This window comes from Bifidobacterium minimum (genome assembly GCF_000741645.1).
Lineage (GTDB): Bacteria > Actinomycetota > Actinomycetes > Actinomycetales > Bifidobacteriaceae > Bifidobacterium > Bifidobacterium minimum.
This window is the reverse complement of sequence record NZ_JGZD01000008.1, coordinates 48,830-75,645: the sequence shown is the minus strand read 5'-3', so window position 1 is coordinate 75,645 and position 26,816 is coordinate 48,830. Positions and strand designations below refer to the sequence as shown.

General features: G+C 61.1%; 25 protein-coding genes. 9 read left to right on the top strand and 16 right to left on the bottom strand.

Annotated features, from left to right (window positions below; genetic code table 11):
• Window positions 1-115: 115 nt before the first annotated feature.
• Window positions 116-1,606 (bottom strand): ATP-dependent helicase, encoded by a 1,491-nt coding sequence (locus BMIN_RS03040; protein ID WP_152595173.1) that lies wholly within the window; start codon window positions 1,604-1,606, stop codon window positions 116-118.
• A 191-nt stretch (window positions 1,607-1,797) separates the two neighbouring features.
• Here BMIN_RS03040 and BMIN_RS03035 point away from each other — a divergent pair, with 191 nt between their 5' ends.
• Both BMIN_RS03035 and BMIN_RS03030 read left to right on the top strand, forming a co-directional pair.
• Window positions 1,798-3,366: a phosphotransferase gene (locus BMIN_RS03035; protein WP_022861154.1), complete on the top strand. Its 1,569-nt coding sequence runs from the start codon at window positions 1,798-1,800 to the stop codon at window positions 3,364-3,366.
• A 12-nt stretch (window positions 3,367-3,378) separates the two neighbouring features.
• A complete protein-coding gene (locus tag BMIN_RS03030; RefSeq protein ID WP_022861155.1) occupies window positions 3,379-3,603 on the top strand; it encodes a DUF3107 domain-containing protein in 225 nt (74 codons plus the stop codon).
• Here BMIN_RS03030 and BMIN_RS03025 read toward each other — a convergent pair.
• On the bottom strand, window positions 3,557-4,498 hold the full coding sequence (locus BMIN_RS03025; RefSeq protein ID WP_022861156.1) for a PHP domain-containing protein: 942 nt from the start codon (window positions 4,496-4,498) through the stop codon (window positions 3,557-3,559). The two genes, BMIN_RS03030 and BMIN_RS03025, sit on opposite strands and share 47 nt — an antisense overlap.
• A 215-nt stretch (window positions 4,499-4,713) precedes the next feature.
• Between BMIN_RS03025 and BMIN_RS03020 the strand changes: the two genes are divergently transcribed.
• Complete coding sequence (locus tag BMIN_RS03020) at window positions 4,714-5,493, top strand: vitamin K epoxide reductase family protein (RefSeq protein ID WP_081648003.1); 780 nt, start codon at window positions 4,714-4,716, stop codon at window positions 5,491-5,493.
• 165 nt (window positions 5,494-5,658) lie between these two features.
• Here BMIN_RS03020 and dapF read toward each other — a convergent pair whose 3' ends face one another.
• Window positions 5,659-6,579, bottom strand: coding sequence for a diaminopimelate epimerase (dapF, locus tag BMIN_RS03015; RefSeq protein ID WP_022861158.1), 921 nt, complete (start codon window positions 6,577-6,579; stop codon window positions 5,659-5,661).
• A 99-nt stretch (window positions 6,580-6,678) separates the two neighbouring features.
• Here dapF and murI point away from each other — a divergent pair, with 99 nt between their 5' ends.
• Together murI and BMIN_RS03005 are read left to right on the top strand one after the other, a co-directional pair.
• Complete coding sequence (gene murI, locus BMIN_RS03010) at window positions 6,679-7,494, top strand: glutamate racemase (protein ID WP_022861159.1); 816 nt, start codon at window positions 6,679-6,681, stop codon at window positions 7,492-7,494.
• A gap of 328 nt (window positions 7,495-7,822) precedes the next feature.
• Entirely contained in the window at window positions 7,823-8,668 is an 846-nt protein-coding gene (locus BMIN_RS03005) for a patatin-like phospholipase family protein (RefSeq protein ID WP_022861161.1), read from the top strand.
• 214 nt (window positions 8,669-8,882) lie between these two features.
• Here the strand turns inward: BMIN_RS03005 and BMIN_RS03000 are convergent, their stop codons facing one another.
• The 9 genes from BMIN_RS03000 to BMIN_RS02965 form a co-directional block, all read right to left on the bottom strand.
• Window positions 8,883-9,785, bottom strand: a complete 903-nt coding sequence (locus tag BMIN_RS03000) for an SPFH domain-containing protein (protein ID WP_022861162.1) — start codon at window positions 9,783-9,785, stop codon at window positions 8,883-8,885.
• 94 nt (window positions 9,786-9,879) lie between these two features.
• A complete protein-coding gene (locus BMIN_RS02995) occupies window positions 9,880-11,283 on the bottom strand; it encodes an amidohydrolase (protein WP_022861163.1) in 1,404 nt (467 codons plus the stop codon).
• A 3-nt stretch (window positions 11,284-11,286) separates the two neighbouring features.
• Window positions 11,287-12,594, bottom strand: a complete 1,308-nt coding sequence (locus tag BMIN_RS02990; RefSeq protein ID WP_022861164.1) for an O-acetylhomoserine aminocarboxypropyltransferase/cysteine synthase family protein — start codon at window positions 12,592-12,594, stop codon at window positions 11,287-11,289.
• 61 nt (window positions 12,595-12,655) lie between these two features.
• The gene (locus BMIN_RS02985) at window positions 12,656-13,396 is read right to left on the bottom strand and encodes an SDR family oxidoreductase (protein WP_022861165.1); all 741 of its coding nucleotides are present in this window, start codon (window positions 13,394-13,396) and stop codon (window positions 12,656-12,658) included.
• Between the two features lie 45 nt (window positions 13,397-13,441).
• Entirely contained in the window at window positions 13,442-15,139 is a 1,698-nt protein-coding gene (locus tag BMIN_RS02980) for an ATP-binding cassette domain-containing protein (RefSeq protein ID WP_238565597.1), read from the bottom strand.
• Between the two features lie 125 nt (window positions 15,140-15,264).
• Window positions 15,265-16,089 carry a branched-chain amino acid ABC transporter permease gene (locus tag BMIN_RS08895; RefSeq protein ID WP_238565596.1) on the bottom strand — a complete coding sequence of 275 codons (825 nt, stop codon included), beginning with the start codon at window positions 16,087-16,089 and terminating at the stop codon, window positions 15,265-15,267.
• A complete protein-coding gene (locus tag BMIN_RS08890; protein ID WP_238565595.1) occupies window positions 16,038-16,754 on the bottom strand; it encodes a branched-chain amino acid ABC transporter permease in 717 nt (238 codons plus the stop codon). The genes BMIN_RS08895 and BMIN_RS08890 overlap by 52 nt, the downstream gene beginning before the upstream one ends.
• Window positions 16,755-16,826: 72 nt before the next feature.
• Window positions 16,827-17,996, bottom strand: a complete 1,170-nt coding sequence (locus BMIN_RS02970) for an ABC transporter substrate-binding protein (protein ID WP_022861167.1) — start codon at window positions 17,994-17,996, stop codon at window positions 16,827-16,829.
• 90 nt (window positions 17,997-18,086) lie between these two features.
• Window positions 18,087-19,136, bottom strand: coding sequence for a uroporphyrinogen decarboxylase family protein (locus BMIN_RS02965; RefSeq protein WP_022861168.1), 1,050 nt, complete (start codon window positions 19,134-19,136; stop codon window positions 18,087-18,089).
• A 343-nt stretch (window positions 19,137-19,479) separates the two neighbouring features.
• Here BMIN_RS02965 and BMIN_RS02960 point away from each other — a divergent pair, with 343 nt between their 5' ends.
• Both BMIN_RS02960 and BMIN_RS02955 read left to right on the top strand, forming a co-directional pair.
• Window positions 19,480-20,283, top strand: a complete 804-nt coding sequence (locus BMIN_RS02960) for a pyrroline-5-carboxylate reductase family protein (protein WP_022861169.1) — start codon at window positions 19,480-19,482, stop codon at window positions 20,281-20,283.
• A gap of 72 nt (window positions 20,284-20,355) precedes the next feature.
• Window positions 20,356-21,138: a VOC family protein gene (locus BMIN_RS02955; RefSeq protein ID WP_022861170.1), complete on the top strand. Its 783-nt coding sequence runs from the start codon at window positions 20,356-20,358 to the stop codon at window positions 21,136-21,138.
• A gap of 81 nt (window positions 21,139-21,219) precedes the next feature.
• Here the strand turns inward: BMIN_RS02955 and BMIN_RS02950 are convergent, their stop codons facing one another.
• From BMIN_RS02950 to BMIN_RS02940, 3 genes are all read right to left on the bottom strand, one after another.
• Window positions 21,220-21,750, bottom strand: coding sequence for a pyrroline-5-carboxylate reductase family protein (locus BMIN_RS02950; protein WP_051126300.1), 531 nt, complete (start codon window positions 21,748-21,750; stop codon window positions 21,220-21,222).
• Window positions 21,751-21,818: 68 nt separating this feature from the next.
• Window positions 21,819-23,060 (bottom strand): trans-sulfuration enzyme family protein, encoded by a 1,242-nt coding sequence (locus BMIN_RS02945; RefSeq protein WP_022861171.1) that lies wholly within the window; start codon window positions 23,058-23,060, stop codon window positions 21,819-21,821.
• Between the two features lie 167 nt (window positions 23,061-23,227).
• Window positions 23,228-23,779: a PadR family transcriptional regulator gene (locus BMIN_RS02940; protein WP_022861172.1), complete on the bottom strand. Its 552-nt coding sequence runs from the start codon at window positions 23,777-23,779 to the stop codon at window positions 23,228-23,230.
• A gap of 253 nt (window positions 23,780-24,032) precedes the next feature.
• Between BMIN_RS02940 and BMIN_RS02935 the strand changes: the two genes are divergently transcribed.
• The gene (locus tag BMIN_RS02935; protein WP_022861173.1) at window positions 24,033-24,647 is read left to right on the top strand and encodes an NADPH-dependent F420 reductase; all 615 of its coding nucleotides are present in this window, start codon (window positions 24,033-24,035) and stop codon (window positions 24,645-24,647) included.
• A 342-nt stretch (window positions 24,648-24,989) separates the two neighbouring features.
• Here the strand turns inward: BMIN_RS02935 and BMIN_RS02930 are convergent, their stop codons facing one another.
• Window positions 24,990-25,934: a YihY/virulence factor BrkB family protein gene (locus BMIN_RS02930; protein ID WP_081928450.1), complete on the bottom strand. Its 945-nt coding sequence runs from the start codon at window positions 25,932-25,934 to the stop codon at window positions 24,990-24,992.
• Between the two features lie 398 nt (window positions 25,935-26,332).
• Between BMIN_RS02930 and BMIN_RS02925 the strand changes: the two genes are divergently transcribed.
• Window positions 26,333-26,701 (top strand): pyridoxamine 5'-phosphate oxidase family protein, encoded by a 369-nt coding sequence (locus tag BMIN_RS02925; RefSeq protein ID WP_022861175.1) that lies wholly within the window; start codon window positions 26,333-26,335, stop codon window positions 26,699-26,701.
• Window positions 26,702-26,816 lie beyond the last annotated feature (115 nt).

Here is a 26,816-nt window from a genome sequence, read left to right as displayed (position 1 = left end):
TGGCCCGTTGGAGACGATCCGATACGTGGAAACGATCCGGCACATGGGGACGATCGGCACGCAGCCTGGCCGTCTCCAACGACGAAAGCCAATCAGGTTAATCCGGTTAATCCGATTACAGGAACCTGCTGGGCTCGCGGGATGCGCCACCGAATCCATCGACCCCACTGGCATATGACAGATGCAATGTGTCCTTCGCGCGCGTCACGCCCACGTACAACAGTCGGCGCTCCTCCTCGAGCACATCGCCGTCGGTGGGCCCACCATAAGGAATAAGCCCCTCGGAGCATCCGATGATGAACACATGGGCGAACTCCAATCCCTTGGACGCGTGGATCGTGGATATCGTGACCGCCGACGAACCCTCATCCACGCCCAGAGCCTCAAGCATCGCCCGTCGCGCATCATCATCCCCGCCGCCATCGGACCACTGGGCGTCCCTGCGGAGACGATACCGCAGACCGACCGTACGCAACGCGTCGCACACCACCTGCTGCTGCGCGTTCACCCGCGTCAGGACCGCGCAGTCCGCGGGGCTGCCCCCCGCGTCGAGCAGACGGAGGATGCCCTGGACGACGCCCTGCGCCTCCTGGAAATCGGTCTCGTAGACGGTTCTCGTCACGCGCCGCCCCTTGTCTCTGATAGACGACAGCCGGATGTAATCCTCCCGCCGCGGGGACGCACCGATGATCCTGTTGGCCCACGACACCACCTGCGGAGTGGACCGATAGTCGGTCGACAACACCACGTCGCGCGAGACCGGAGCGAAATCACGAGGGAAATCAAGCAGATAATGGCTGGTCGCGCCGGCAAAGGAGTAGATGGTCTGGGCGGGATCACCGACCACGCACACATTGCGGTTGTCCCCCAGCCATAGGCGCATCAGCCGATACTGCACCGGCGACACGTCCTGGAACTCATCGACCGTAAGCCATCCCACGTCCCGCCTGATACGCCGCGCCAGATCCGGATACGAATCGAGCACATGACAGACCAGCAGCAGTATGTCATCGAAGTCGATGCGTCCGCGATACCCCTTCTCCTGCTCGTAGGCCGTATAGACATCGACGAAGCGGTCGGGATCGAGAGCCGCGGGCGGACGCCTCGACGTCGCCGCGCACACGCGCGGATAATCCAGCGGAGCGACAAGAGACGTCTTGCACCAGTTGATCTCCGCCTGAACGTCCCGCACGTCGGCATCCGACCTGTCCTCATCGACCAGCGTCCTGGTCAGCGCGCGGGCGACGACGTCATGCTGGTCCTCCAGCACACGGGGGAAGGGCCCACCCGACAGATCCGGCCACACTCGGCGCAGCTGCCGTAGCGCCGCCGAGTGGAAAGTCGCCGCCGAAACCGCCTCGCCCACACCGAGGGACGACAGCCTCGTGCGCATCTCGGCAGCCGCCTTCACGGAGAACGTCACGGCAAGCACCCGGTCGGGATCCCACCGTCCCGTGGCACACGCATAGGCCACGCGGCGCGTGATCGTCCGGGTCTTCCCCGCACCGGCGACCGCCACGATGCGAACCGGACCATCCACCGAGGTCGCGGCGACCCGCTGGTCGTCATCAAGCCCCTCAAGAATCGACTCGGCATCATCATGCATGACATCCATTGTGCCAGCGTCCACGGCGGCCGGCCCGTCGACGCCGGTATGGGGACGCATGTTCCACGGACGGCTTTGAGGACCGTCAGGCGGGAAAACGGCAGGCGGGCAGCGCGAGTCCGCATGGTCGGTATCCGCGGAAAACCCGGAGGCCTGCGGTGTTGAGACACGCCGTGTATTACTGTGGAAGAGTGACCCAAAGAAGCAAGTTTCTCCTCGCGGCGCTGACGTCGGCCGTCAGACCCGAGCTCGTCGTGGCGGGCGTCAGCGACAGCGCGCAGTCGAACGGCGAAGACCAGCGCCTGGGAATCGACCAGGCGGTCGTGCAGGACACCGCCGGCACACGCTACGACGTGCTCGCCACGGACACCGACGATGGCCGCAAGCGTCTGGCCGGACGCGTCGACGCCGCGCGGCGTCTGGAGAACGCAAGGGAGACGAACGCTCTGAGCTTCGCCGTCGACAAGGTCCTCGCCTATGCCGACGGCACCGAGGGGACCGGCCCCACCGGTTTCCATTCCGTCGTCATCGCCAAGCATCGCGCCGGACAGTCGCGCCCTCTGGAGCTTCTCACTCTTGACGACTGCGCGGCCATGGGAACGGCCATCGGAGCCATCCACAGGCTGCCGACCACCGTCCTGCGCGATTCCCACTATCCGACGATCACCACCGAGCAGATACGCTCCCAGCTCGTCGCATGGATCGACCGGCTGAACCATGCCGGGCACGTGCCCCACGAGATAACCGACAGCTGGGCCCGCATCATCGACACGGAGGGACTGTGGTCGTTCCGTACATGCTTCGTCCACGGCGGCTTCCACGACGGCGACGTCCTCTTCACGGGATCGACCATTACGGCGATCACCAACTGGCAGGACATGCAGGTCAACGATCCGGCGCGCGATCTGGCATGGATGTTCTCGGCCCTCGACGAGGGGCATCGCAACGCGCTGATGTCGGCCTACGGCCGGATGCGCGGGGCGCGCCTCGACAGCCTCATCATGCTCCGCGCCAATCTGTGGCTGCAGATGGAGCAGGTGGGCGAATTCATCGAAGCCCTCAGCCATGCCGACAACACGAAGATCATGGAATTCAAGGCGCGCGTCGAACGGCTCGCCCATCAGCTGGGAGCCACGCGGGCACGTCCCTCGTCGACGACAGCCAGACATGCCGCGCCGAACGGCTCGACGGTGAAACCTCCCTCGACGATCACCGTGGGATCCCTTCTCGCCGATGAGCGCGACGACAGCACGGCGTCGCGGGACATTCAATCCTCATCATCGTTCCACGGCGGTCCCGCAGAGGTGGCCGCGGACGACACCACCAACGGCACCGGCAGACCGGTATCCGACCAGGAGACGATCCGCGACGACACCTCACGGACGGTTATCGTGGAGGGGCCGATTATGGCGACGAGCTACACCGAACGGCTCACGGATCCCGCGTCGGCGACGATGGTGATACCCGAGGTCGACGGCCAGGCGAACGCCGAACGCGACATGCGGGAGGGTCTTGGCCTCGATCATGGCTCCACGAACGAGCATGAGAACGACGAGCATGGCAACGGCGACTGCAACCGTCAGGAGGATCCGGACGACACCAACGACCCCGATAACACCAACGACGCGGACGATACCAACGATTCCGCCAGAATCGACGATTCGCGCATCATCAACGATCCGGACGACACCAATGACGCCACGGCCCGTCAAACCACCGCATCGGACCGCGATGCCAATCAACGAGACACCAACAAATAGGAGGACAAACTCATGGACATCGAACTTGGAATCAGAAACGTCAGCCGTCCGGTGAACTTCACCAGCGATCAGAGCGCCGATGTCGTCAGCTCGACGATATCCGACGCCGTCGCCTCGCACTCCATCATCGACCTGACCGACAGCAAGGGCCGTCGGATCCTGGTTCCCTCGGAGGCGCTGGGATACGCCCTCATCGGTTCGGAGACAAAGCACGCGGTTGGATTCGGAGCTCTCTGATCGGGACGCTCCGCTCCCTGATCGCGGCCACCGTGTCGTCATCGGTGAGGTTCTCTCCCAGGAGGTTCGGCTTTCCGGCGCCATGCCAGTCCGAACCTCCCGTCATCAGCAGTCCCCGACGGAACGCGAAATTCGCGAGGCGGACGCGCTGATCCACAAGATTGCCCCGATGCCAGATCTCGACGCCGTCAAGACCCGCATCGGCCAGCGACTCAAGTCCCTCATCGGACAGCAACGAGGAACCACGCCCACGATCACCGGCATGGGCTATGACGCTGACGCCGCCGGCCGTTCGAACCGCCTGCACGACATCAAACGCCGATGGGGACGGCGTGGGGATGTAGTACGGACTCGACGAGGACAGAACCCCCGCGAACGCCTGGGACCGGCTGTCGTACACGCCGGCCGCCACCAGCGCGTCGGCGATATGGGGACGGCCGATGGTGGTGTCATCCCCTTCATGGGCCTGATCGAGAACCATATCCCATGTGATGGGGAAATCCCTGGACAGGGCATCGACCATTCGTCGCGCGCGCTCCAGACGGGAGCGCCGGGTCCCGTCGAACATCATCTCCATGGCCTGGTCATGCGGAGCGTAGCCGAACGCGAGCATATGCACCGACGCCCCGTCAAGCACCGAGGTGATCTCCGTCCCCAGCAGAACCGGAAGCCCGACCCTTCGGGCCTCGTGAAGCATGACGGGCCACCCCACGCAGGTGTCATGATCGGTTATCGACACCCCGTGCAGTCCCAGATCCAGCGACGCCTGCGCCAGCTCCTCCGGGGTCCGGGTGCCGTCCGAGAAAACGGTGTGGCAGTGGATATCCCACCCATGGTCCGGTGGGATGGGTGGCCGGTCAACGGTCCACGGTGCCGTAACACTCCTGTGAGTCATGGAACCATCGTAAGCTAAGCGGGAAGAAGGGGTCCATCGGCGTATCCATCACCGACAATGGGCTATGGGGGACAGCACCCGCGTCATATGGCGAACACCATATGGCAGGGGCCAGCGGCCCCACCAGACCAGCGACGGAGAGAGCCAGCCGCATCGGCGAACCGACGGTCCCCCAACACCAGTCTCAACAGCGATACGCAAGGACCACGATGATCATGACGACATCCGACATCACCCCCGATGGCATCACCGCAATCGACGACAACGAGCCCGGCGGCAAGGACGCCGTCGATGAGGACGCCAGCGACGAAGACGACCCAGGAGACAGCGGGGATGGCACGACATATTCGGACTCCAGCGGAATCGAAGCGGCCGATGTCCCGCCCCGCCCATTGACGGGATGGCGCCATGGACCGACGTGGACCTACCTGGTCGTGCTCCTCGCATCGGTCGCTGCCCTTGTCGTCTCCTTCGTGCTCTCTGCCGAGACGCTCCAGCTCGCCCGGCATCCGCAGAAGCTTCTCGGCTGTGACGTCAACAAGGTCCTGTCATGCTCCACCGTGGCCGAGTCGTGGCAGGCTGAGCTCATCCACTTCGGCGGTCTGAGCTATCCGAACGCCTTCTTCGGCATCGCGGCGGAAAGCGTCTTCATCACGATTGCGGTTCTGGGACTCGCCCGAATCGCGGTTCCCCGATGGTTCGCCATCTGCACATGGTTCGGCGGATTCGCGGCTCTCGCCTACTCCTATTGGCTTTTCACCCAGTCGATGTTCGTCATAGGCGCTCTATGCCCATGGTGCCTGGGACTCATGTTCGCCACGACCATCCAGTTCATGTCTCTCTCGCACGCCACGGTGGCGGTGCAGGGGATCCCCGACAGCCCCGGGCTGCGCGGATACTACCGACTGCGCTATGACCTGATGGTGGACATCATATGGATCGTGGCGCTCATCAGCCTCATCATCGTCAAGGACGGAGCCATGCTGTTCGCCTGAAGTCATGCTGTTCGCCCGACGTGGAACGGTTCTTGCGAGGCGGTGCCCGCCGTGGCGCCGTGCATTCCGACAACCGCACGACGCCGTGAATGCCCGCCGCGACGCGGGAACGGCGGGCGTGGCGAAAACCGGCTCAGAGACCTAAAGAGTCAGAGAGTCAGAGAGTCAGAGAAGCTCCACCTTCGCCACCATCGTCGCCGAGCCAGTCAGGGAAACGGCATCATCACGCACATCCACCCTCAACGTGCCACCACGGACGGTGATGTCCCATGAGCCGACGCCCGTGCGCGACCGAAGAACGACGCCGGTCGCGCACAGACCGGTTCCGCACGACAGCGTCTCGCCGCAGCCCCTCTCGTTGACGCGCATGGTCGCGCGTCCCGGACCTGATCGTTCCCCATGATCCGGCGACGACGACGGCACCGCGTCCACGCGGACGAACTCGACGTTCTGATCGGAGTCGATTCGCGGCTCGACGATCGGCTTGTGGACGAGATCGAGATCCTCCACAGCGGGAAGATCGGCATGCCCGTCCTCCACGACGGCCACAACATGCGGATTGCCCATGTCGACGAACGTCCCCCGCGCGGAACCATCAACCCCGGGAATGCCGACGGCATACCCTTCAGTCTCCCCCATGCGCCACGGCCCCATGTCCACGCGGAAGACGTCATGGCCGTACGGGCTGACGTCGCCCAGATACGTCAGCGTCTTGACCCCGGCCCTCGTCCCCAAAGCCAGCGACGAACCCACCGATGATCCCATCAGACCTCCGCGACGGGCGAACAACGCGATCGCGCGCGTCCCGTTGCCGCACATCTCGGCGAGGGAACCATCCGCGTTGCGGTAGTCCATGAACCATTCGGCTCCCGCCGCCGCGCAGTCGGCGCGCACACGATCCGAGACGTCGGCCACATGGCCGGGATGCGTCAGCCGCAGCAGGCCATCCGCCCCGATGCCCCGATGCCTGTCGCACAGGAGACGCACCTCGCCCACGGTGGGGGCGTACCGTCCTTCATCGTCCTCATATATGACGAAGTCGTTGCCCGTGGCATGGGCCTTGTACACGGTTCCGGGAATGCTCATACTCCGACAATAGCGCCCGACCACCATCACGCCCGCGCACTGCCCGTATATCATCCCAAGGAGTAGTCTGGATGGACGGCTCGTGGAGAGGGGATCGTTATGTCATCGACGGCACCAATCGGCGTTTTCGATTCCGGTCTGGGCGGATTGTCGGTGGCCAGACAGATCCGTCACGATCTTCCCCACGAACGTATCCTGTACTACGGCGACTCGGCCAACGCCCCCTATGGAACGCGTCCACCCGGCGAGGTCCGCGCGATGGCACTCTCCATAGCACGTCGGCTCGTCGACCAGGGCGCCAAGGCTCTGGTCGTCGCCTGCAACACCGCAACGTCGGTCGCCATCACCAATCTCCGGGACGTTTTCGACATCCCCATCATCGGCATGGAGCCGGCGCTGAAAGTGGCATGCGACCGCGGCCACGGCTCGTCGCAGAAGGTCATCGTCGCGGCCACGCCGCTGACGCTCAAGGAACGCAAGTTCGCCGCGCTGATGCAGCGCTTCGCCAAATCCAACATGATCCTGCGACAGCCCTGCCCCGATCTGGTGAGGATAGTGGAGGACAGGCAGCTGGACGACCACGCCATCGTGATGGACGCACTGCACCGCTATTTCGACTCATATGATCTCGACACCGTGGATTCGGTGGTTCTGGGATGCACGCATTTCGTCTTCTTCCGCGAGTCCCTGCGCGAGATGCTTCCCCGCACGACGGCTATCATCGACGGCAACGCGGGAACCGCCCATCATCTATCGGTCGTACTCGAATCGCTGGGACTTCTGGCGCCGGAGACCCAGAAAGGCGGCGTGCGGATCAATAATTCCGATCCCTCGCCGGAAATCGCGCAACTCTCGCAGGAACTCCTCAACCGTCCGTGGCGATCCGAAAGCGGCCACGCCGGCACCCGGGAATGACGTACGCCTATGGCTTCCCCTACCGTTCTCCCTGCGCGACTCCATTCCGTTTCAATATGGCGAGTCCGCATCGTCGCGGATCCGGACGCAGCGGGATCGGGATTGAATGCGATCGGAACGAGACGGGAACGGACTGAACGGGAACGGACTGAACGGGAACGGGACTTAACCCAACGGGGGTCGAGAGCGGGCGCGACGCGCGGAAAGCGAGACGTGGACCAGCAAGGCGTGACTCGCGAACGCATAATACGACATAGCGGATAAGACGGTATGGGACGAAACGGAACGCATCGGGGTCGGATCCCGATGGGACAGGAAAGGCACTGACATGACAGGAACCGCACTGATCGACGTGGGCGGAGGATATCGGGCCATCTATGGCGCGGGCGTCATGGACCGCTGTCTGGACGAGAAGATCTCATTCGACCACTGCTACGGCGTATCCGCCGGGAGCGCCAACATGACCTCGTTCATCGCCGGCCAGAACGGACGCTCACACCGCTTCTACACCGAGTATTCCTTCCGGAAGGAATACGCCAGCCCCAGCAATTTCTTCAAGGACCATAATTTCGTCGATCTCGACTACGTGTATGGAACGCTGTCAAACCACGATGGCGAATATCCGCTGGACTATGAGGCGTTCGAGGCGAATCCCGCCGAATTCACGGTAATCGCCTGCGATGCGCGCGATGGAGCACCCCACTACTTCACGAAAAGCGACGTCGGGTACGACAACTACGACATCATGAAGGCCTCATCCGCCGTGCCTGTGGCATGCGAGCCGTACTACATCGGCGGCGTGCCCTACTTCGACGGCGGAATTGCGGATCCGGTTCCCGTTCACCGCGCAGCCGCCGAGGGATACGATCGCATCGTGCTCGTCCTCACCAGGCCGAAGGATGTCCTGCGCGAGCAGCGCAAGGACATCGGCCCCTCCAAGGTCCTTGCCCGCACATGGCCAGCCGCGGCCGAAAAACTGCTCAACCGCTACCGTCTGTACAACGATGAGGTCGCATTGGCCAAACGCTACGAGAAGGAGGGCAACGTCCTGATTCTCGCCCCCGAGGACCTGTATGGGCTTTCCACGCTCACCAAAAGCTACGAGGGTCTGGAACGCATGTACCGCCAGGGCTATGCGGACGCCTCGAGAATCGCGGATTTCCTGACGCACTGATTTTTAGGCACGTTTTTAGGCACGCTGGTTCCTGGGCATGCCGGGTCCCGGGCACGCCGGTTTTCCGTCGGATGCGATCCTCCGCACGGCTCTGAGCGACCATGAGCGGCTATGAGTCCTCCGCCCCATGAAGCGCGACCGCCCCCACACCCGTGAGATGTCGGGGGTGGAGGCGGTTTTCGGTATTGGCCGGGTTCTCGGTCCTGCCGGGTTCTCAGTCCTGGCTGTGCTTGGCCGCGTCGTTGCCGGTGAGCAGGGCCTGCGTGATCTGATTGTAGAAGTCCTGGTATCCGCCGGGAGTCGAGGAGGGAAGAACCACGGTCTTCGCGTTCGGCGACTCGCTCAGGGACCGGATCACGTCGAGATACTGGTTGAACAGCACGACGTTGTTGACGTCGGAGATGCTCATCCCCACGGCCTGAAGGCTCTTGATCTGATCGACGATGCCGTTGGCGATCTCACGCCGGTAATTGGCCTGCCCCTCGCCCTGCAGCCGGTTCTTCTCGGCGTCGGCCGCGGCCTGCGTCTCGATCTGGATGCGCTGCGCCTCCGCACGCTGACGGGTGGCCTCCTTCTCACGCTGGGCGGCGTTGATGGAGTCCATGGCGTTCTTGACCTGCTGACTGGGATCGATGGAGGTGATCAGCGTCTTGACGACGGTGAAGCCGAAGCGCGACATCTCGTTGCCGACGGTCCGCTGCACATCCGCGGCCACGTCGTCCTTGCGGGCGAAGGCGTCATCGAGATTCAGCCCCGGGATCGCGGAGCGGAGGGCGTCCTCCATGTAGGAGCGCAGCTGCCCGGCCGGATCACGCAGCTCGTAGAAGGCCGTGGCGACGTTCTCCGGATTCACGCGGAACTGGGTGGAGGCGACGACGGTGACGAAGACGTTGTCGAGCGTCTTGGTCTCCAGCTGGACGTTGAGCTGGCTGACCCGCATGTTCGTCTTCGTCGCGATGCGGTCGACGACCGGGATCTTCACATGGAAGCCCGCGTACTGGACCTTGTGGAACTTCCCGAAACGCTCGATGATGTACGCCTGCTGCTGGGGCACGATGTACATGCCGGCCGCAACGACCACGACGAGAACAACAAGAATGGCGATAAGAACAGGCATGACGGTCTCCTTTGGCTGTGCTGTGGTTCCTTGACGCGCGAATGAATGACCGCGCGGACCGTTGTCAATTCTATCAGCCGGCGGTCATCCGTCATCACTCTCCGACGAGATCGTGCAGAACTCTTATGGACAGATCGGCCAGAAAGCGCGCTCCCGATGGTATGGCCCGGGGGTCCGGCGCGAAAAAAGGCGAATGAATCACATGCGGGGGGAACTCCGCGCTGGCCGCACCCAGATGGACGAACAGACCGGCCGCCCCCGTCCATTCGTCATCATGACGGAGGTAGTACGAGAAGTCCTCCCCTCCCAGCGTCGCGGGAGAAGCCACGGACAGCAGTCCCGACGTCTCGGCCACTTCACGGGCGGCTGCGGCCAGTCCGGAATCGTTGATCACCGAGGGCGAGCTCGGCGTCCACGCAACATCGGCATGGGCCCCGAACGCCTGCGCGGTGAGTTCCGACACACGCAGAATCCCCTGACGAATCCGATCGCGGTCATCCACATCCGCAGTCCGGACGGTTCCTTCGAGAAAGGCCGTCGAGGGGACGACGTTCCACGTGTCGCCCGCCTCCAGATGAGTGACCGTGAGAACATGCGGGTGGACGGGATCGACCTCCTGGGATGCGAGATTCTGCAACGCGGTCACGATTGCGGCGGCCACCGACACGGGATTCACGCCTTTGTCCGGATGGGCGGCATGCGTTCCATGACCGGTAATGTCGATGCGGAACTTGTCAACGGCGCCCGACACCGCGCCCGAGCTGATGCCGATCTGGCCGACGCCCAGTTCGTCGGTGTCATGAGTTCCAAGAAAGACGCGAACATCGTCAAGGACGCCGGTGCGACGGACCGCCACGGCGCCAGTGGGATGCTCCTCGTCCGCCCTGACCTCCTCGGCGGGCTGGAACACGACCTTGACGTCCCCGGCCAGTTCGTCGGAGCGTGAGCTAAGAAGAACGGCGGCACCCAGCGCGACCATAAGGTTCACATCATGGCCGCAGGCGTGCATGACTCCGGGATTCTCGGATGAGTACGCCAAACCCGTTCGCTCATCCAATGGAAGCGCGTCGATGTCTCCGCGAATGGCGATTACGGGACGATCAACATGCGTGTCACGGCCATCACGGTTATTACGGTTATCGCGGTTATCGCGGCGACCCCCAGGAGCCGGGGCATCCGTCCGAATGATGGCGACGAGCCCCGTGCGCAGGCCGGAATCGAGAACCTCGATGCCGTGGGCCTCCAGCAGCGTCCGTATTCGCGCGGTGGTTCCGACCTCCTCGTATGAGAGCTCGGGATGCCTGTGGAACCAGCGGTAGTTGCCAACGAGATAGTCCGACAGATCCTGCAGATCGGCAGCCTCGTCCGATGCCGCCGATGTCGCGATATCCACGGTGGTGTCTGCACGCGGATCCCGTCCGGTCGTCTCCCCCGCAGGCGTTTTCCCCTCCATCGCCTCACCGGTCTCCCGTGCGTCCGGAACGCTCCCTGCACCCATGAATCAGCCCTCGTATCCCGCGGCGATCGCCTGATCGAGATCGGCGATCAGATCGACCGGATCCTCCAGACCGATGGACAGACGGATGAGGTTGTCGGAGACGCCGGCATCCCTGCGGAACCGGGCCGGCACCTCGCGGTGCGTGATGCGGGCGGGATCGACGATAAGCGACCGAGCGTCACCGATGTTGGGAATATAGGTGAACAGCCTCGTCGCATCGATGATGCGACGGACGTTGGCGTAGTCACCGTCCACGAGGAAGGAGAGGATGGTGCCGACGCCCTCGGGAAGATACTTCGCGACGAGGTTCTTCTGATCGTCGTCGGACAGGCCGGAGTAGTTGACCCGGACGACATGCGGAAGCGTCCGCAGATGCCGGGCGATGACGGTCGCGCTCTCCACCTCCTGCCGCACCCTCTGGGTGAGCGTCTCCAACCCGACGAGATGGAGATAGGCGTTGAACGGGCTCTCCACGGCGCCGAAGGTCCTGAGGTACTTGATGCGGATCCGGCGGATGAAGGCCTCGGCGCCGAACCGGTCGGCGAAGCTGTGCCATTCGTTGCCGCGGTCATCGCTGATGACCTGCTCCCTTGCGGTGAACTGGGGGAAGCGGCCGTTCGCCCAGTCGAACCGACCCGCATCGATGATGACCCCGCCAATGGCGTTGCCATGTCCCGTGATGCCCTTGGTGGTGGAATGCACGACGACGTCGGCGCCGAACTCGATGGGACGGAGCAGATACGGCGTGGGCACGGTGTTGTCGATGATGAGCGGAATGCCATGGGAGTGCGCCAGACGGGCGAGAGGCTCGATGTCGGTCACGTCCGTGGAGGGGTTGGCAACTGATTCGGCGAAGATCGCCCGGGTGTCGTCACCGATCAGCGACTCCACCGCATGGAGGTCGTTGATGTCGTGGACGAAGTCGGTGTGAACCCCGAAATGCGGGAAGAAGGACGACATGGCGTCGACCGACGCCCCATAGAGGTTGCCCGGTGAGATGATGCGCCCGCCCCCCTCGGCCGCGCACAGCAGCGCGAAGGAGACGGCCGCCATGCCGGACGCCACCGCGACCGCGCCGACTCCTCCCTCGAGCGAGGCGAGTCGCTGCTCGAGGACGGCGACGGTCGGATTGGCGACACGGGAGTAGGAGAAGCCGACGACATTGCCCCCCGCCACGGCGTCGCCTCGTTCCGCGGACTCCATGTCGAATGCCGCCGAAGCGTAGATCGGCGGGGTGGCGGCGTCGGCGGCTTCCCTACCGTCGTATCCCGCGTGGACCAGTCTGGTCTCGAATCCGTTCTGTACCACCATCACTCGCTTCCTGCCGACATCGCGGCCCGTCCTATGTCGATCCATCCACATTGCAGTCGGTTCAGACGTTGAATCGTGCGGAAACCTCCTGACGCGGTCGCAAATCCACATTACTGATATGGACGTCCGCCGGTGCATCGGCAATCCATATCACGGTATTCGCGACCGTCTGCGGATTGATGTACAGCCCGGGCTCATACACCACTCCGAGTCTGTCGTCGATGCCCTTGAGCATGGGCGTGCTAATCTGCCCCGGATACACGCTCGCCACACGGATGCCGTTGCCCGACTCCTCAATGCGAAGGGTGTTGGCATATCCTCTCAGGGCATGCTTGGATGCAGCATAGATCGCATGATTCTGCACCGCACGTTCACCTGCCCCCGAATTGATGAAGACCACGGTTCCATGCGCCTCGCGAAGTCCAGGGAGCAAGGAATCGGTGAGCGCGGCAGGGGCGATGACGTTCGTGGAGAAAACATCATGCCATTGCTGCGGAGTCGATTCCGCGACAGGGCCCACCACCGCGATCGCGGCGGTGTTCACAAGAAGCCCTAACGACCGGTTCGCGTCGACATAGTCGCGTCCCCATGAGTCCACAGCCTCAGAATCACCCAGATCAAGCTCACTGATCTGCGCGCCCTGAAGGCCCCGCAGCCTCGAGGAATCGGTTCCAGGCCTCACGATTGCCGTGACCTGCCAGTCCTGATCGATAAGGCTGCGAACCAGATGAGAGCCTACGCCACCCGCTGCTCCAGTGACCACTGCCGTCCTTCGCACACCATCATGGTCCTTTTCTGCCATCTCTTCTCCTTTTCCATAGCTTTTCACGATCACTCTGATAGAGAGTCACTTGCTCTGAGTCTTCTGGCCTCCCAGATACGCCTCCTGTACCGCGGGATTGTGCAGCAGGTCGCCGGCATGTCCATGGAGACGTATTCTTCCGTTCTGCAGGACGTATCCGTAATCGGCGATGGACAATGCAAGCTCGGCCTGCTGTTCGACTATGAGGACAGAGATTCCCAATTCATCGCGCAATCGGGCTATCTGCTCCAAGACATCCTCGACGAGACGCGGGGAAAGCCCCATCGTCGGCTCGTCCATGCAGATGATCCGGGGATGACTCATCAGAGCCCGCGCGAACGCAAGCATCTGCTGTTCCCCGCCGGACATCGTTCCAGCCTGTTGACGGCGACGTTCCCCGAGACGGGGGAAGCGTTCGTACATCCTCTGCACATCCGCAGAGACGGCGCGGGCGTCCGAGCGCGTGTAGGCACCCGACAACAGGTTCTCCTCAACCGTCATCGCGGGAAACATACGACGCGCCTCCGGCACGGCCGCGATTCCTGATCTCACACGGTCACGTGTCGAATGCCCCGTGATATCGTCGTCCCCGTAAAAGACCTTCCCATCCTTCGGCCGTTTGAGTCCCAGAATGGTCTTCATCGTCGTGGACTTCCCGGATGCGTTTCCGCCGAGCAACGAGACGATAGCCCCTTCCGGGACATCTATGGACACGTTCTGCAAGGCGTGAACCTGACCATAAAAGACGTTCACGTCACGGAGCGACAGCAGCGGAGACGAGGCAGCGTCGTCGCCGTTCCGATCGTCGCCGTTCCGGACGGTAACTAATGCGTTATCACCGTCCTCGATGGCGTTCTGCTTGGCCAGAACGTCTGACTGTCCGGCAGACGCGGGCTTCCTTGTTCCTCTGCTCTTTCCAAGGTAGGCCGCAACGACCTCAGGATTGCTCCGGACATTATCCGGGTCGCCGAACGCGATGATACGTCCACCGTCCATGGCGATGACATGATCAGACAGAGCGGTGACCAGATCGATCTTGTGCTCGACCAGTAGAATCGTGTGCCCTTGTGCCTTAAGATGCTGCAGCTGCTGGAGGATCTCCGCGGTTTCCGACTGGTTCATTCCCGCCGTCGGTTCGTCGAGAAGAAGAAGGCGCGGCTCACTGATGTGAGCCCTGGCGATTTCGGTACGACGGCGATTGGCGTAAGAAAGGGTGTAGGCATAGTCGGCGCGTCTGCTACCAAGACGCTCACGGAACCTGTCCACCTCACGATCGACGCGTTTATGGAGCTCCTGATTCTCTTCTCGCGTATGAGGACCGGTCACAAGAGAGCATGCCACCTCACCAAGAAGGGACAGCCATCGGACCACGGGATACTTCTGCAGACCATACAGCGGTCTCTGCGCACGCAGACGGCGGTGGAAGCCAAGGGAGATGTTCTCATCCACGGTCAGTCCGCCGAAGACACGACCATTCTGGAAGGTTCTGGAGACTCCACGCTCGGATACATCGGGGACGGCGAGCCCGGCGATGGATTCGCCATCGATGTCGATAATCCCCGAATCAGGCTTGATAAATCCCGAGATGAGGTTGATCGTCGTGGATTTACCAGAACCATTGGGGCCGATGATTGAGATGACTTCGCCCTCATGAAGGTCGAAGGACACTCCGTCGACCGCCTTGAGACCTTCGAAGGATTTGCTGAGTTCCCGAACCCGCAGAACGATCGGGTGTTCAAGCACGCTTCGCCGATGATCCTCAGACAAGTTCATTACGTCCGAATCCCCATGAAGGTCATCTGCCACAACCGGAATCGTCTCGCTGCCGTCAGCAGTATTCGAATCTGATGTTGACATCGCCATAATGATCACACCTTCCTGGAGAACAGGCCCTGCGGCCGGAAAAGAATGACAAGCACGAGAAGAAGACCGTAAAGAAGCACTCTGGTGTCCGCCGCGAATCTGAGAAGCTCAGGTCCCCCGATCAGCACAACGGAGCCAAGTACCGCACCCAACGGTGAATTCATGCCGCCCATGACGATGATCGTGAGAATCAGCAGAGACATATTGGATGTGAAGATGGTCGGATCAATGTACGTGTACTGATGCGCCAGCAGCACTCCCGCAAGACCCGCGAAGAAGGAAGCGATGGCATAAGCAAGAGCCTTGTACGCACCCGTTCGGATTCCGATGGCCTCAGAAGCGTCCTGATCGGAACCCACCGCCTCGAAAACCCTGCCGAGATGGGTGGATCTTATGCGCAGCACGATCGCCACCGCGACGGCAAGAACCACGACGTCAAGAAGATACTGCATCTGCTGCGTGTAGAGGGACCATCCGAAGACTTTGGGGAAGGGAATGCCCTGAATTCCCAGCGACCCCTTGGTCAATGGTGTGGCTAGACGAATGATCGCGACCATGACGGAGCCGACGCCGATTGTCGCGATGGCCACATAATGTCCCGCCAGCTTCCACACGGGGAAGGTGAGAATGCCCGCGAGAACAGCGGCAATCACACCAGCCGCGAGCAGCGATGCGAGAAAAGGCCAGTGAAGCTGCAGCGTCAGAATGGCTGAGGCATACGATCCCACGGCGAACGGTCCCGCCATCCCCAGAATGGTCTGGCCGCACGATCCTGAAATCAACGTGAGGCCCACAGCGGCAATCGCGTAAATGGCCACCTGCGTTCCCACTCCGGAAAGATAATCATTGAAGAAGAACGGAGTCGAGAGAACCACGACGCCAGCCAGAAGATTCCCGAGACGCCGGCAAGAACCGAGCCGATGACGAAGGACAGGTTTCTGATCGCCTTAACCGGTATCCCCATCTGACGCGCCGCCTCGGAATCCTGCGATGTGGCGCGAATGGCCTGACCGGACTTCCCGTACTTAAGAAAGATCCAGAGTCCGACCATCGAAACGATCGCAAGACCAATCATGACCAGATCGGATGTCCCATATCTGATTCCCGCGTATTGAAGGTTATACGTCGGAAGAAGCTTCGGGAACTGCCGGGTCTGCGGCCCGAAGATCATCTGCAGGGCATTGTCAAGAATCTGCCCAAGGCCAATCGTCGCCAGAAGAGCCGCAATCGGCTTTCTGCCCTCCAAAGGAGATATGACAAGCACGTTCATCACGAGGCCGAGCAGAGCCGTGACCACGATGACGACCGCGAGGGTGGGGATGATTCCCCATCCGAGGACGCTTCCCGTCCACCATGCCAGCATCATCCCGACCGCGACGATGGAACCTTGCGCGAAATTGGCGACATTCGTGACGCCGAAGATCAGCGACATGCCTACGGCGACTAATGCATAGGCGCTTCCATGTATCAGTCCAGCAAACAACGTGTCAAGCACTGGATACCCCTTTACGATGCGTTACGGATGATTCCTCCGGTCGGGATGGCTCTCCATCCCGATGATCAGAAGTCAGTCGACGTCATACTGGACGAACTTTCCGTCCTTGACCTTGAGGAGAATCGGCTCGATGTTATCGGCACGACGTGTCTTCTGGTTGAACTTGAAGGTCCCACCGTTGCCTTGGTAGAGAGGGAAGTCAGTGACGGTCTGCAGCGCCTTCTGTATTCCCGCCCGTGTCGGTTCGGTCTTGCCTGCTCCATAGGCCAGATCAATGATCGCCTGATATGCCGTGACCTCGAAGTTCCCGGGGTTGTACCCGTATTTCTTGTTGAAGGCCTTGACGAACTTCTTCGCTTTTGAATCCTTCGTTCCGGTGGCTGAGAAGCTGCCGGTGATGATCGTACCCTCTGCGTTGTCTCCGGCATTGCTCAGGAATTCGCTGGTCTCCTGTCCGCCGAAGAACAGTCCCGTATAACCGAGCTTGTCTCGGAGCGTGTTTACGACAAGAGCGCTGTCAGGCCCATAGCCGATGTTGACGACGGCATCAGGCTTGGTATCCCGAGCCTTGATAAGGATCGGAGACAAATCCGTGGAATCCGCCAGATATGAGGACGTATATGTGATTTCAGTCCCGTTCTTCTCTGCTTCGTCCTTGAAATATTCATAGGCCTGTTTGCCCCAGTCGTTCTCGATGTAGACGACCGCGATTTTCTTGGCCTTCTTGGAAACGATGTCCGCATTGGCCTTCTGGTATTTGTCCTGACCGATCTGCGGCGTCCAGACATGGTCTCCCGTGTCGGTGAACGTCGGTGCCGAGTTGTTGAAACCGTAGTGCACGAGACCCGCCTGCTGGAAGGTCGGCGAAGCAGCGGACGACGCCGGGGAAGAGTAGTCGCCCACCACGGCGATGATCGAATCGTCGGCAACGATCTTGGGCGCCACCGCGGCGTCCTGCTTGGCGTCGGATTGAGTGTCGAAGTATTTCAGGCCAAGGGTCTTGCCGTTGATGCCGCCCTCCTTATTCACCTGCTCCTTGGCCAGTTCAAAACCTTTCTGGAACATGGCCCCATATTCTGCGTACTGCCCGGTCTTGGGATAGATGACGCCAATGTTCACCGTCCCGCCAGCGTATGACGCTGAACCAGTGGAGTCACCTCCAAGTCCACATGCTGAGGCTCCGGCAAGAATACCGACGGCTGCAACCGCAGCAATCGCCCCCCTGACAGCTTTTCTTCTCATGATTTTTCTCTCTCTCGCTCTCGCTCTTTCTTATTTCTTTTCATTACCTCACGGAAATAGGCGCAACGTCCCTTCCTCAAAGGCAAAGACTCAATTAGCCACTTTCGCCTGACTCAAAATAGTCAGGGACTCCTCACTTGCCGGTGTCGGCACCGTACAGCTCGGAGCCAGTAGGAAGGCCGAACCTCGGTGCCGACGGACGGTCTCACGGATATCACGGGAGACCGCTTCAGCGCTCCCATCGACGACGAAATCGTCGCTGCTGGGTCCTCCGACCGGAACCGTTGAAAAATCCGTATCGATCTGTGGATTGCCCTGCTGATACTGATCCCATTGGAGAATCTGTTCCCCGAAATTCACGAACCATTCGGGGTGTGAGTGGTCACGACACGTATGAAGAAGAATCTCCGCATCGGGATTGGCTTTGGCTATCGCATCGAGAACAACACGGTCATAGGGCTCCCCGAACTCCGCGTACTGGCTCGCATTGAAGTACTCCTGACTCGCCGTTCCGGTGACGGCGTAGAAGATTCCGTCGAGTCCCGCCCCTCCCTCGCTCCGAGGGCTTACAAGAGTCGCCGCATAGTCCGCAAGGGTGTCGGCGATGTTATGCAGGGCGCGCTTGGCGTCCTCGGGATGTTCGAAGACAAGATCATCGCGGGTGACGGACGGGCGTGCATATGTGTCGCCCGGATACAGCGGAAGATCAGCCAGTTGAAGAAGGACCGACAAAGGGGAGAACACGGTGTCGAGGACCGCACGGTCGTCGAGTCCATCCCGGATGGCCGCGGCCGCCTCCAATTGTTCCGATAGCTGGCGGTTCTCATGCGGATCGAGTCGGGTAATGGCGTGCAGATCATCAGGCGAAGTCACCGCTGAGCTTATCTTGCGGGGAATGACGAAACCATCGTATTCGGAAGGGTCATACCGTGAACCCCACGCTTCGGAATAGTAGATTGCTCGCGGGTTGATCTTCACCCAATCCCAGTCCCACTGCTTGACGAATCCGATGGTGGCTGCGGCGAAATCCGCCGCCCCATACTCATGCCCCACCAAATGCTGCCACGCACTGACGAGGTACGGCACCGTGGCTTTCCCGTCACGCGCTATGGCATGAAACTCTTCACGACGATCGGACATTACTTGTTCCCCTTTCAAGGTGAATCATCCAAGGACGAATCATCGTCACGCCGACATGGAATCTGCACCGACGGCTTCGTCTGATTAAACACAGATTCCCCGGGGAAAACGCGTTCGTGGCTATAGCCATTGCCTATGAGGCTCTATCATTCCTCGCTGTATCACGACGATTGCACGCCCTATCAAAAAAACGTATATCGTCCCTGCCCTTCCACCGCGCTTGAAGGATGGAGAGACGGCACAATGGTCGTAACGGTGGTCACATGACGGGCATCGTTCAACGGTCCCATCCGGCCCCCTACGCAAAAGTCCTCTATACAAGGGCATGCAGATTGGAAAAAATATGGCGAACAACATCTATTTCATCGGCGGCGGCAATATGGTCACCGCGATAATCGCAGCGATACGCAAACGTGGGAAGTCCTTCCCCGTCGGCCATCTTTATGTCGAAGAAATCTCGCCTGAGAGGACACGATTCCTGGAAGACGCCTACTCGGTGACTCCTGTCTCACCGGATAGCACCCCCGATGCCGATATCGTTGTCATCGGAGTGCGACCTCAAGACGATGTCGCGGGAGTCGCGCAATCGGTTGCCAGACGATTCAGTCGTGAATCGACGACGGTTATTTCCATCGTGGCCGGATACACGATAGAGAAACTACAGAGATCACTGGGAGAAGAATTCCCAATTGCCAGAATCATCCCCAACACGCTAACGACCGTGGATTACGGATACACCGGTGCCGCTCTCAACACGCACGCCAAGAAGGAAAACGTAGACGCCTTCCTGAGAACTTTCGGGAAGGTGCTCTACGTTGATGAAAAACTCATCGACATCATCACCGGCTTCTATCCGCCGAACATCGTGTACCACTTCGTTGACGCCTACATTGACGCAGGGGTGCTCGCGGGCCTCCCGCGGGATATCGCTAAGGCCATCGCCTTGGACACCATCGTGGGAGGGGTCGAATTCCTCAAACAGCGGGACGTCCTTCCTCAGGTCCTGCTGAATATCAACAATTCACCGGGCGGAGTGGGAATCACCGAGGCGTATACCCTGAACAAGACGGGATTCGCGGCCTCCATACAGAGCACCGTTCTTGCAGCGGTAGAAAAAACGACGACGCTCGGCGAGCACTCCAACTAGCGGATTCACGCCATCATCCGGAAGACTCAATCCGCATTCCGGAAACCACCTTATAGAACCAAGGAGCACATCATGACTACACATCCATACGTCTGGGACCACACGGTCACCTTCGTCAACGACCTTCATTCCGCGCAGAAGGCGTTTGCGGATCAGGGAATAACCGCATCATATGGGGGAAAGCACGTTGGTCACGGAACCGAAAACGCTCTGGCATATTTCGGTACGAACTATGTCGAGCTGCTCTCCGTCTATTCACGCGATGAGGCGGAAAACGAGAGGGAGTACACCGGTCTCATCTATCGTGATGCGGCCAGGTCGCTCCCTGCGCACGAAGGATTCTACCGGCATGGTCTTCGCGTGAACAACATCGAGGCGAGAGCGGATGAGCTCCATCGCCAAGGCATCAAAACCGGACCCATCGTCCCAGGGAATCGAACGACCGCCGACGGCAGGGAGATCCGATGGAAGCTGCTCTGGCTGCTTCGCGATACGAAAGCGGAAGAGAACCAGCCACGATACCCCTTCATCCTTGACTGGCTCGAGGATGAACCGACGCACGAAAGGACACTTGAGTCCAGTGGACTTCTGCGTCAGCACCCCGATGGGGATATACGCACGCGCAAAGCCATCTGGGAAGTTCCCGATCCGAAGCGGACGGCCAGACGGCTCTCGGAAGTCTTCGAATTCCCGCTAACCGTAAATGCGGACGGAAGCGCCGATCTCGTCACCGGTAGAGACCTCACCTGGCATATCCAGCAGGGTTCCCACAACGGGATAGTCGATCTTAAGTTCGATTCCCCGTCACATCCGTTCGACGTGCGCATCGGATCTGCGCGATTCTCCACCCTATAGTCATTCATCGGTTATGGTGTTGGGCCCGGCGCGGATCGACCATCCACACCGGGCCCAACACGCGGAAGGCGATACGCATCATCACAGCTCGCGTGACTTCTCCGCACCCGCACGGACGGCATCGATAAGCCGCTCGGGAACGAGCTCGACGATTCCGAGCGCATCAAGAACACCGACGACGACGCCAAGCTCGTCCCGCCGTAGATCACTATCCGATGACACAGCGAAGGCACCTTCACGAACCAGCGCAGGAGTATTCGGCAGAACACGAAGAATCCTTGGCGTACCGGTGACAAGTCGTGAAAGACGCACGACGGAGTACCCGGCGACAATCGATACCAGAACCTTTCCGTCAAGACCGGCGCCACATTGCTTCAAAGCCTCGACGGCATCCTGTGGTTTCACCGCAAGGATGATGATATCCGCCCAATGTGTCACCTGCTCGTCGTCACCAAGGACGCTGATTCCGCCGTCCTTCCAATGCCGACTTACCGTGGGACTGACATCGAACACGGCGACATGCTCCTTGTCGAGGACACCGGTGGAAATAGCTCCGGATAATATGGCGCCGCCCATATTGCCGCAACCGACAAAGCCAAACCTCATCATCATCTTCTCCTTACATGCACCCCGTCCCGCGGCGGACAGTGACAATGAAGCACGACATGGCGGAGAACCCGCTACACGCGGCAACCCCGCGCGGCATCGGCAAATGAATCATGCACCGAAACCCCAGGCACACCAAGAGCGTCATACGCCTTGTCCAGCGCCTGGCCCAGATCCTCGATGAGATCGTCAACATCCTCGATGCCCACCGACAACCGGATGAGCTCGTCGGTGATGCCGACCTTGAGCCTCTCCTCCCGAGGCAGTTCGAAATGCGTCATACGACAGGGAAGCTCCGCGAGGCTTTCGACGGCGCCCAGACTGACGGCCAGTCGGAAGACGTGGAGGTTGTCAAGGATGACGGAGGGATCCACGCCCGGAACGACCTCGAAGCTCAGGACCCCGCCGAAACCGCGCAGACCCTTCGACGCCAGCGCGGTGTCGGATGAGGACGACGACGGCAGCCCCGGATAATGGACCGTCCTGACCAGCGGATGCGCCAGCAGATACCGCGCGATCGCCACCGCGTTCTCCTGCTGACGGTCCATGCGCAGCGCCAGCGTCTGGATACCACGCCGAACGGAATCGCATTCCGCCGGAGCGAGAACGCCGCCGAGCCTGTTCTGCGAATAGTAGAGGCGCTTGGCCAGATCATCGCCTTTGACGACGGCGAGTCCCGCGATGACGTCCGAATGTCCTGCAAGATACTTGGTAGCCGAATGGATGACGATGTCGGCCCCGAGATCGAGCGGCTGCTGCAGATAGGGCGTGACGAACGTGTTGTCGACTATCACCAAGGCACCATGTCGGTGCGCGATCCTCGCGATCGCCGCCACATCGTTGACCCGGAGCAGCGGATTCGTCAACGTTTCGAAGTAGACGGCCCTGGCGGGGACGTCGCCGCGCTGCGAATCACCCGCGATGGCGGACTCGACGGCCGCCAGATCCGAGGTGTCCACCGGATCCGATCCCAGACCCCATCCGGAGAAGTGCTCGTTGAACAGCGAATACGTGCCGCCGTAGACGTTCGCGCCGACGACGATCCGGTCGCCTGGCCGGAAGATCGACAGCACCGCATGGATCGCCGCCAGACCGGAGGAGAACGCGAAGCCGCGCGTTCCATGCTCAAGCTGCGCGATCTGCCTCTCAAGAAACTCGCGCGTGGGGTTTCCGCTGCGCGCGTAGTCCCAGCGGGGCATGGAGTCGACCGATTCGAACGCGTACGTCGATGAGTTGTAGATGGGCGGGTTCACGGCACCGGTGGTGTTGTCGTTCACCGAAAGCCCGTGGACCAGCTGGGTATTGAACCTCGTCATGTAGCACCTCCCGCTGGGTCTGTCAGTGCGGTCGTCCACCGACCGCTCTTCACGCGACCCTAGAGCGAACGAGCGCCCTTCCCCAAGCCAGCGGACATAGAGGTTTCTTATAGGGGGTTCTCAAACGTCGTCACCCGTAGGCGGACAACGACGCGAAAACCCCGAACTCATTCGCTCGAAGGCGTTTCCGACACGCCGGAACCAAGCACCGACTCCAGCCATCGAATCTCGGACGCCACCTGCTCGTCATGCAGATGGATGATCCCCCGGCGGTAGGGATCGTCGATCTCCCGAGTCTCCAGAGCACGGCCCGAATCGCAGTAGAAGAAGTGTATGGACGTCTTGTTGAGATAGTCGTATCGTCTGCGCAGCACGGCATCACGGTCGCCGACGTCCGGGACGACGGACAGGAAGGTGAGAATGACGGACCAGCGGTTGGAATCGGTGATGTTGAAGCCATGCGCGTCGCGAAGCGTCTCTATCAGCCGGCTCCGACCCGCATCGAGGAGAGAGAACTCACGACGCTGCCGTCCGTCACGAATCTCGTCGCGCTGCGAGATGAGACGGGATTCGACCATCCTTTTCGTGGCCGGATAGACCGCGCCATCACTGAACGTCCGGGCGTACCCCTGCAGCTGCTCCATCTTCTTGCGCAGCTCATATCCGCACATGGGCTTCTCGGATAGGAATCCCAGAATCATCGTCTCTATTAGGCTCATACCGATAAGTATACCCCGAAACGACACGCCGCGTTTCGATATATTACGAATCGATGTACAGTGATGCCATCACGCAATACCTCGAAAAGAGACATGGCAAGGCGGTGAACACGGGACGCCTTCCCGTGCCGCCACCGGCACCACACCATCCGACGAGATGCGCGGGCAACAACGCCGCACGGTCCCGAATTAAGGACGAGACCATGCAACACAACGAAAGCGGCTTTCCACGAGTCGCAACAAAGGAGGAAAAATGTCGAACATCACCGTCATCGGAGCAGGAAACATCGGATCGGCCGTCGCCGGCATCGCGCTCAAGTCCGGCGCATCGGTGCAGGTAATCGATCGCGACGCGCAGAAGGCGTCAGCTGTGAGCGGAGCCACCGCGACCACATACGGAGAACCCGTCACCGGCGACATCGTCGTGCTGGCGCTCCCCTACCCCGCGTATGCCGACGTCCTGTCGACCTACTCGACCCAGCTCGCAGGAAAGACCGTCGTCGACGTGAGCAACCCGATCGACTTCTCCTCCTTCGACCTCGCGCTTCCCGCGGGCGCAGGCTCCGCGGCCGAGGAACTCGCCGCCAAGCTGCCCGACAGCACCATCGTCAAGGCCTTCAACACCACCTTCGCCGCGACCCTCGCCAGCGGGGAGAACGACGGCGCCCCGACCACCGTCCTCGTCGCGAGCGATGACGATGCCGCCAAGAAGGCCGTGTCGGACTTCATCCAGGGCGGCGGACTGCGCGCTCTGGATGCCGGTCCCCTCAAGCGCGCCTCATACCTCGAGGGAATCGGCGCACTGCAGATCTTCCTCGGCGTAACCGAGCAGACCCCATGGACCGGCGGCTTCAAGATCGTCAAGTAACCGTCCGGCAGGCGGGGCGTTCAGGGAAACGGTGCCATATGCCCCGGCATAAGAATCCCAAAAATCAGAGAACTCACAGCGAATGCCATCGTTATGCCAATACTTGACTGGTTATATGTAAACCGTCAACGAAAGTTGGCGAGACTTCTTCCGAAGCCCCATAATTGAACCCCTTCTTCTCTCTCCTCTGCGCGGGCCCGGCTTTTTGTCGGGCCCGCGTTTTTTCGTCGGGCCCATCTTTTCCGTTCCAGCGGCTCGTCTCCACTGATGGCACGTCTTCCCTGGCGGCTCGTCCTTTCGACGGTTCACCAACGATCGCGATTCGCCGACGATCACAGCCCGTCAACGATCGCGAACATGCTCCGACACGGCGGGCTCCGACACGACGTGCCCCGACACGGCATGCTCCGACACGCGGAAAACGGCGCGTCTACTCTGAGCCTCGGCAATCCCCGCCGCGATCACGAGCATAAGCTGAGACACCAGATTGAACCAGATCAGCACACCGATCAGCGTGGCGAAAGGCGCCAGCAAAGGGTTCCTCGACGCTCCGGCCAGCAATCGGGTCCCGAGCAGCTGCATAACCGACACCCCCAGACCACCGACGACACATCCCCATACGAGGTTCCTATCCGCATCGATTTTCGCCACGACCCGGAAAAGCACCACGAAAAGCCCGATATTGAGCACCGCGCCCACCACGCCGCCCACCGCATCGACCGCCACCGACGCCGCCGCGGAACGAGACGGGAACCCCAGAAAAACGAGGACGCCACGCACCGCACCGGCGGAGACGGCAGCCGAGGCCATGGACATGATAAGCAGAACCGCCACCAGAAGAACGGCGAGATTGTCACGAAGTCTGTCCCTGACGGGATCGTCGCCATCGGACACGTCGAACATGGTCCGCACCGCGCTCCGGAATGAATCCATCCATCCGACGATGGTCCACCAGAACATGAGCAGCGTGACGAGGCCCGTCCACGTGAAGGTCACCGACGCGCCGGAGAGGACGGACGACGACAGCACGCCCTGACCCACTCCCGGCACGATCCGCTCAAGAGCCGCCACCAGAGCCGTCTGAAGGCGGACGCTTCCCGACACGACCACGCCAAGAACGCTGACGGCCATCCACACCCCCGCGAAGAAGGCGAAAAGAAGGCCGAACGCCAGCCCATTGGACAGCAGCGTCCCATGCCTCGACGAATAGCGCAACGCGATGCCGCCCGGAAGCTCTTCCTCACGGCCGACGCCACGGACTCGAAACGACGTCGCAGACCCCCGCATCGGAGCGCCTGTGACGATCGTCGATCCCCTTGCGGGCGATCATGCAAGTCATGATCCGGTGACGCGCCATCATCCGGTGACGCACCATCATCCGGTTCCTCCTCCGGTGATGCCGTGTCGCGCGATATCTGGCTCATGTTCTCGACTATACGGGAGCATAACGCGAATCGTCACCATGTCGAAGAGGCACCCGGCAACATCAGGATGAACATCTCAGAAAACGGGTATCTCAAGATGGGTATCTCAGGACGGGTATCTCAGGACGGGTATCTCAGGACGGGTATCTCAGCGCCAGGGAACGCATCGACTTCGCCGAGAGGAAAGCACCGGCGGCTTTCAATATGAGAGCGATAGCATTGGCGCTGGAACGGAAACATCAGATACCGAAGGAGCATGCCATGGTCACGATAAGTCCCGAAGCCAAGAAGGTCCTCGACGACAATCTCGCCGTGCAGGCAACGGTCAACCCTGACGGGACTCCGGACATCGGGCCCAAAGGATCACTGCGCAGCTACGACGACACCCACATCATCTACAACGAACGAACCGCGCGCCAGACCCTGAAGAACATCGAGAACGGATCGAAGATCATCGTCCTCGCGATCGATCTCCCCAACCACACCGGATACCGCTTCCTCGGCACCCCCCATCTGCACGCCCCGGGAACCCCGGTGTATCAGGAGGCCGTGGAATGGGCCAAGAACAACGGGCAGAAGGATCCCGCATACGCGGTCCTCATCGACGTGGAGCGCGTCGACCACCTCTGATCGTCCGATCGACCGTTCATCGCGCGAGAGGAACGAACGCCCTCGCCCGATGAACGCCTGCGCCGGAGCACGAACCGTCCGCCCCCACGCTGACGGGTGACCACCTGCCACTGGC

Coding starts and splice junctions, on each gene's coding strand:
- BMIN_RS03025 (WP_022861156.1), bottom strand. CDS start 4,498: ATGACTCACAGGAGTGTTACGGCACCGTGGACCGTTGACCGGCCACCC.
- BMIN_RS03005 (WP_022861161.1), top strand. CDS start 7,823: ATGACAGGAACCGCACTGATCGACGTGGGCGGAGGATATCGGGCCATC.
- BMIN_RS02960 (WP_022861169.1), top strand. CDS start 19,480: ATGGCGAACAACATCTATTTCATCGGCGGCGGCAATATGGTCACCGCG.
- murI (WP_022861159.1), top strand. CDS start 6,679: ATGTCATCGACGGCACCAATCGGCGTTTTCGATTCCGGTCTGGGCGGA.
- BMIN_RS03020 (WP_081648003.1), top strand. CDS start 4,714: ATGACGACATCCGACATCACCCCCGATGGCATCACCGCAATCGACGAC.
- BMIN_RS02990 (WP_022861164.1), bottom strand. CDS start 12,594: ATGGTGGTACAGAACGGATTCGAGACCAGACTGGTCCACGCGGGATAC.
- BMIN_RS02930 (WP_081928450.1), bottom strand. CDS start 25,934: ATGCGGGGGTCTGCGACGTCGTTTCGAGTCCGTGGCGTCGGCCGTGAG.
- BMIN_RS02940 (WP_022861172.1), bottom strand. CDS start 23,779: ATGAGCCTAATAGAGACGATGATTCTGGGATTCCTATCCGAGAAGCCC.
- BMIN_RS03000 (WP_022861162.1), bottom strand. CDS start 9,785: ATGCCTGTTCTTATCGCCATTCTTGTTGTTCTCGTCGTGGTCGTTGCG.
- BMIN_RS02965 (WP_022861168.1), bottom strand. CDS start 19,136: ATGTCCGATCGTCGTGAAGAGTTTCATGCCATAGCGCGTGACGGGAAA.
- BMIN_RS02985 (WP_022861165.1), bottom strand. CDS start 13,396: ATGGCAGAAAAGGACCATGATGGTGTGCGAAGGACGGCAGTGGTCACT.
- BMIN_RS02935 (WP_022861173.1), top strand. CDS start 24,033: ATGTCGAACATCACCGTCATCGGAGCAGGAAACATCGGATCGGCCGTC.
- dapF (WP_022861158.1), bottom strand. CDS start 6,579: ATGAGCATTCCCGGAACCGTGTACAAGGCCCATGCCACGGGCAACGAC.
- BMIN_RS02955 (WP_022861170.1), top strand. CDS start 20,356: ATGACTACACATCCATACGTCTGGGACCACACGGTCACCTTCGTCAAC.
- BMIN_RS03040 (WP_152595173.1), bottom strand. CDS start 1,606: ATGCATGATGATGCCGAGTCGATTCTTGAGGGGCTTGATGACGACCAG.
- BMIN_RS02970 (WP_022861167.1), bottom strand. CDS start 17,996: ATGAGAAGAAAAGCTGTCAGGGGGGCGATTGCTGCGGTTGCAGCCGTC.
- BMIN_RS02925 (WP_022861175.1), top strand. CDS start 26,333: ATGGTCACGATAAGTCCCGAAGCCAAGAAGGTCCTCGACGACAATCTC.
- BMIN_RS02945 (WP_022861171.1), bottom strand. CDS start 23,060: ATGACGAGGTTCAATACCCAGCTGGTCCACGGGCTTTCGGTGAACGAC.
- BMIN_RS02995 (WP_022861163.1), bottom strand. CDS start 11,283: ATGGGTGCAGGGAGCGTTCCGGACGCACGGGAGACCGGTGAGGCGATG.
- BMIN_RS02950 (WP_051126300.1), bottom strand. CDS start 21,750: ATGATGATGAGGTTTGGCTTTGTCGGTTGCGGCAATATGGGCGGCGCC.
- BMIN_RS03030 (WP_022861155.1), top strand. CDS start 3,379: ATGGACATCGAACTTGGAATCAGAAACGTCAGCCGTCCGGTGAACTTC.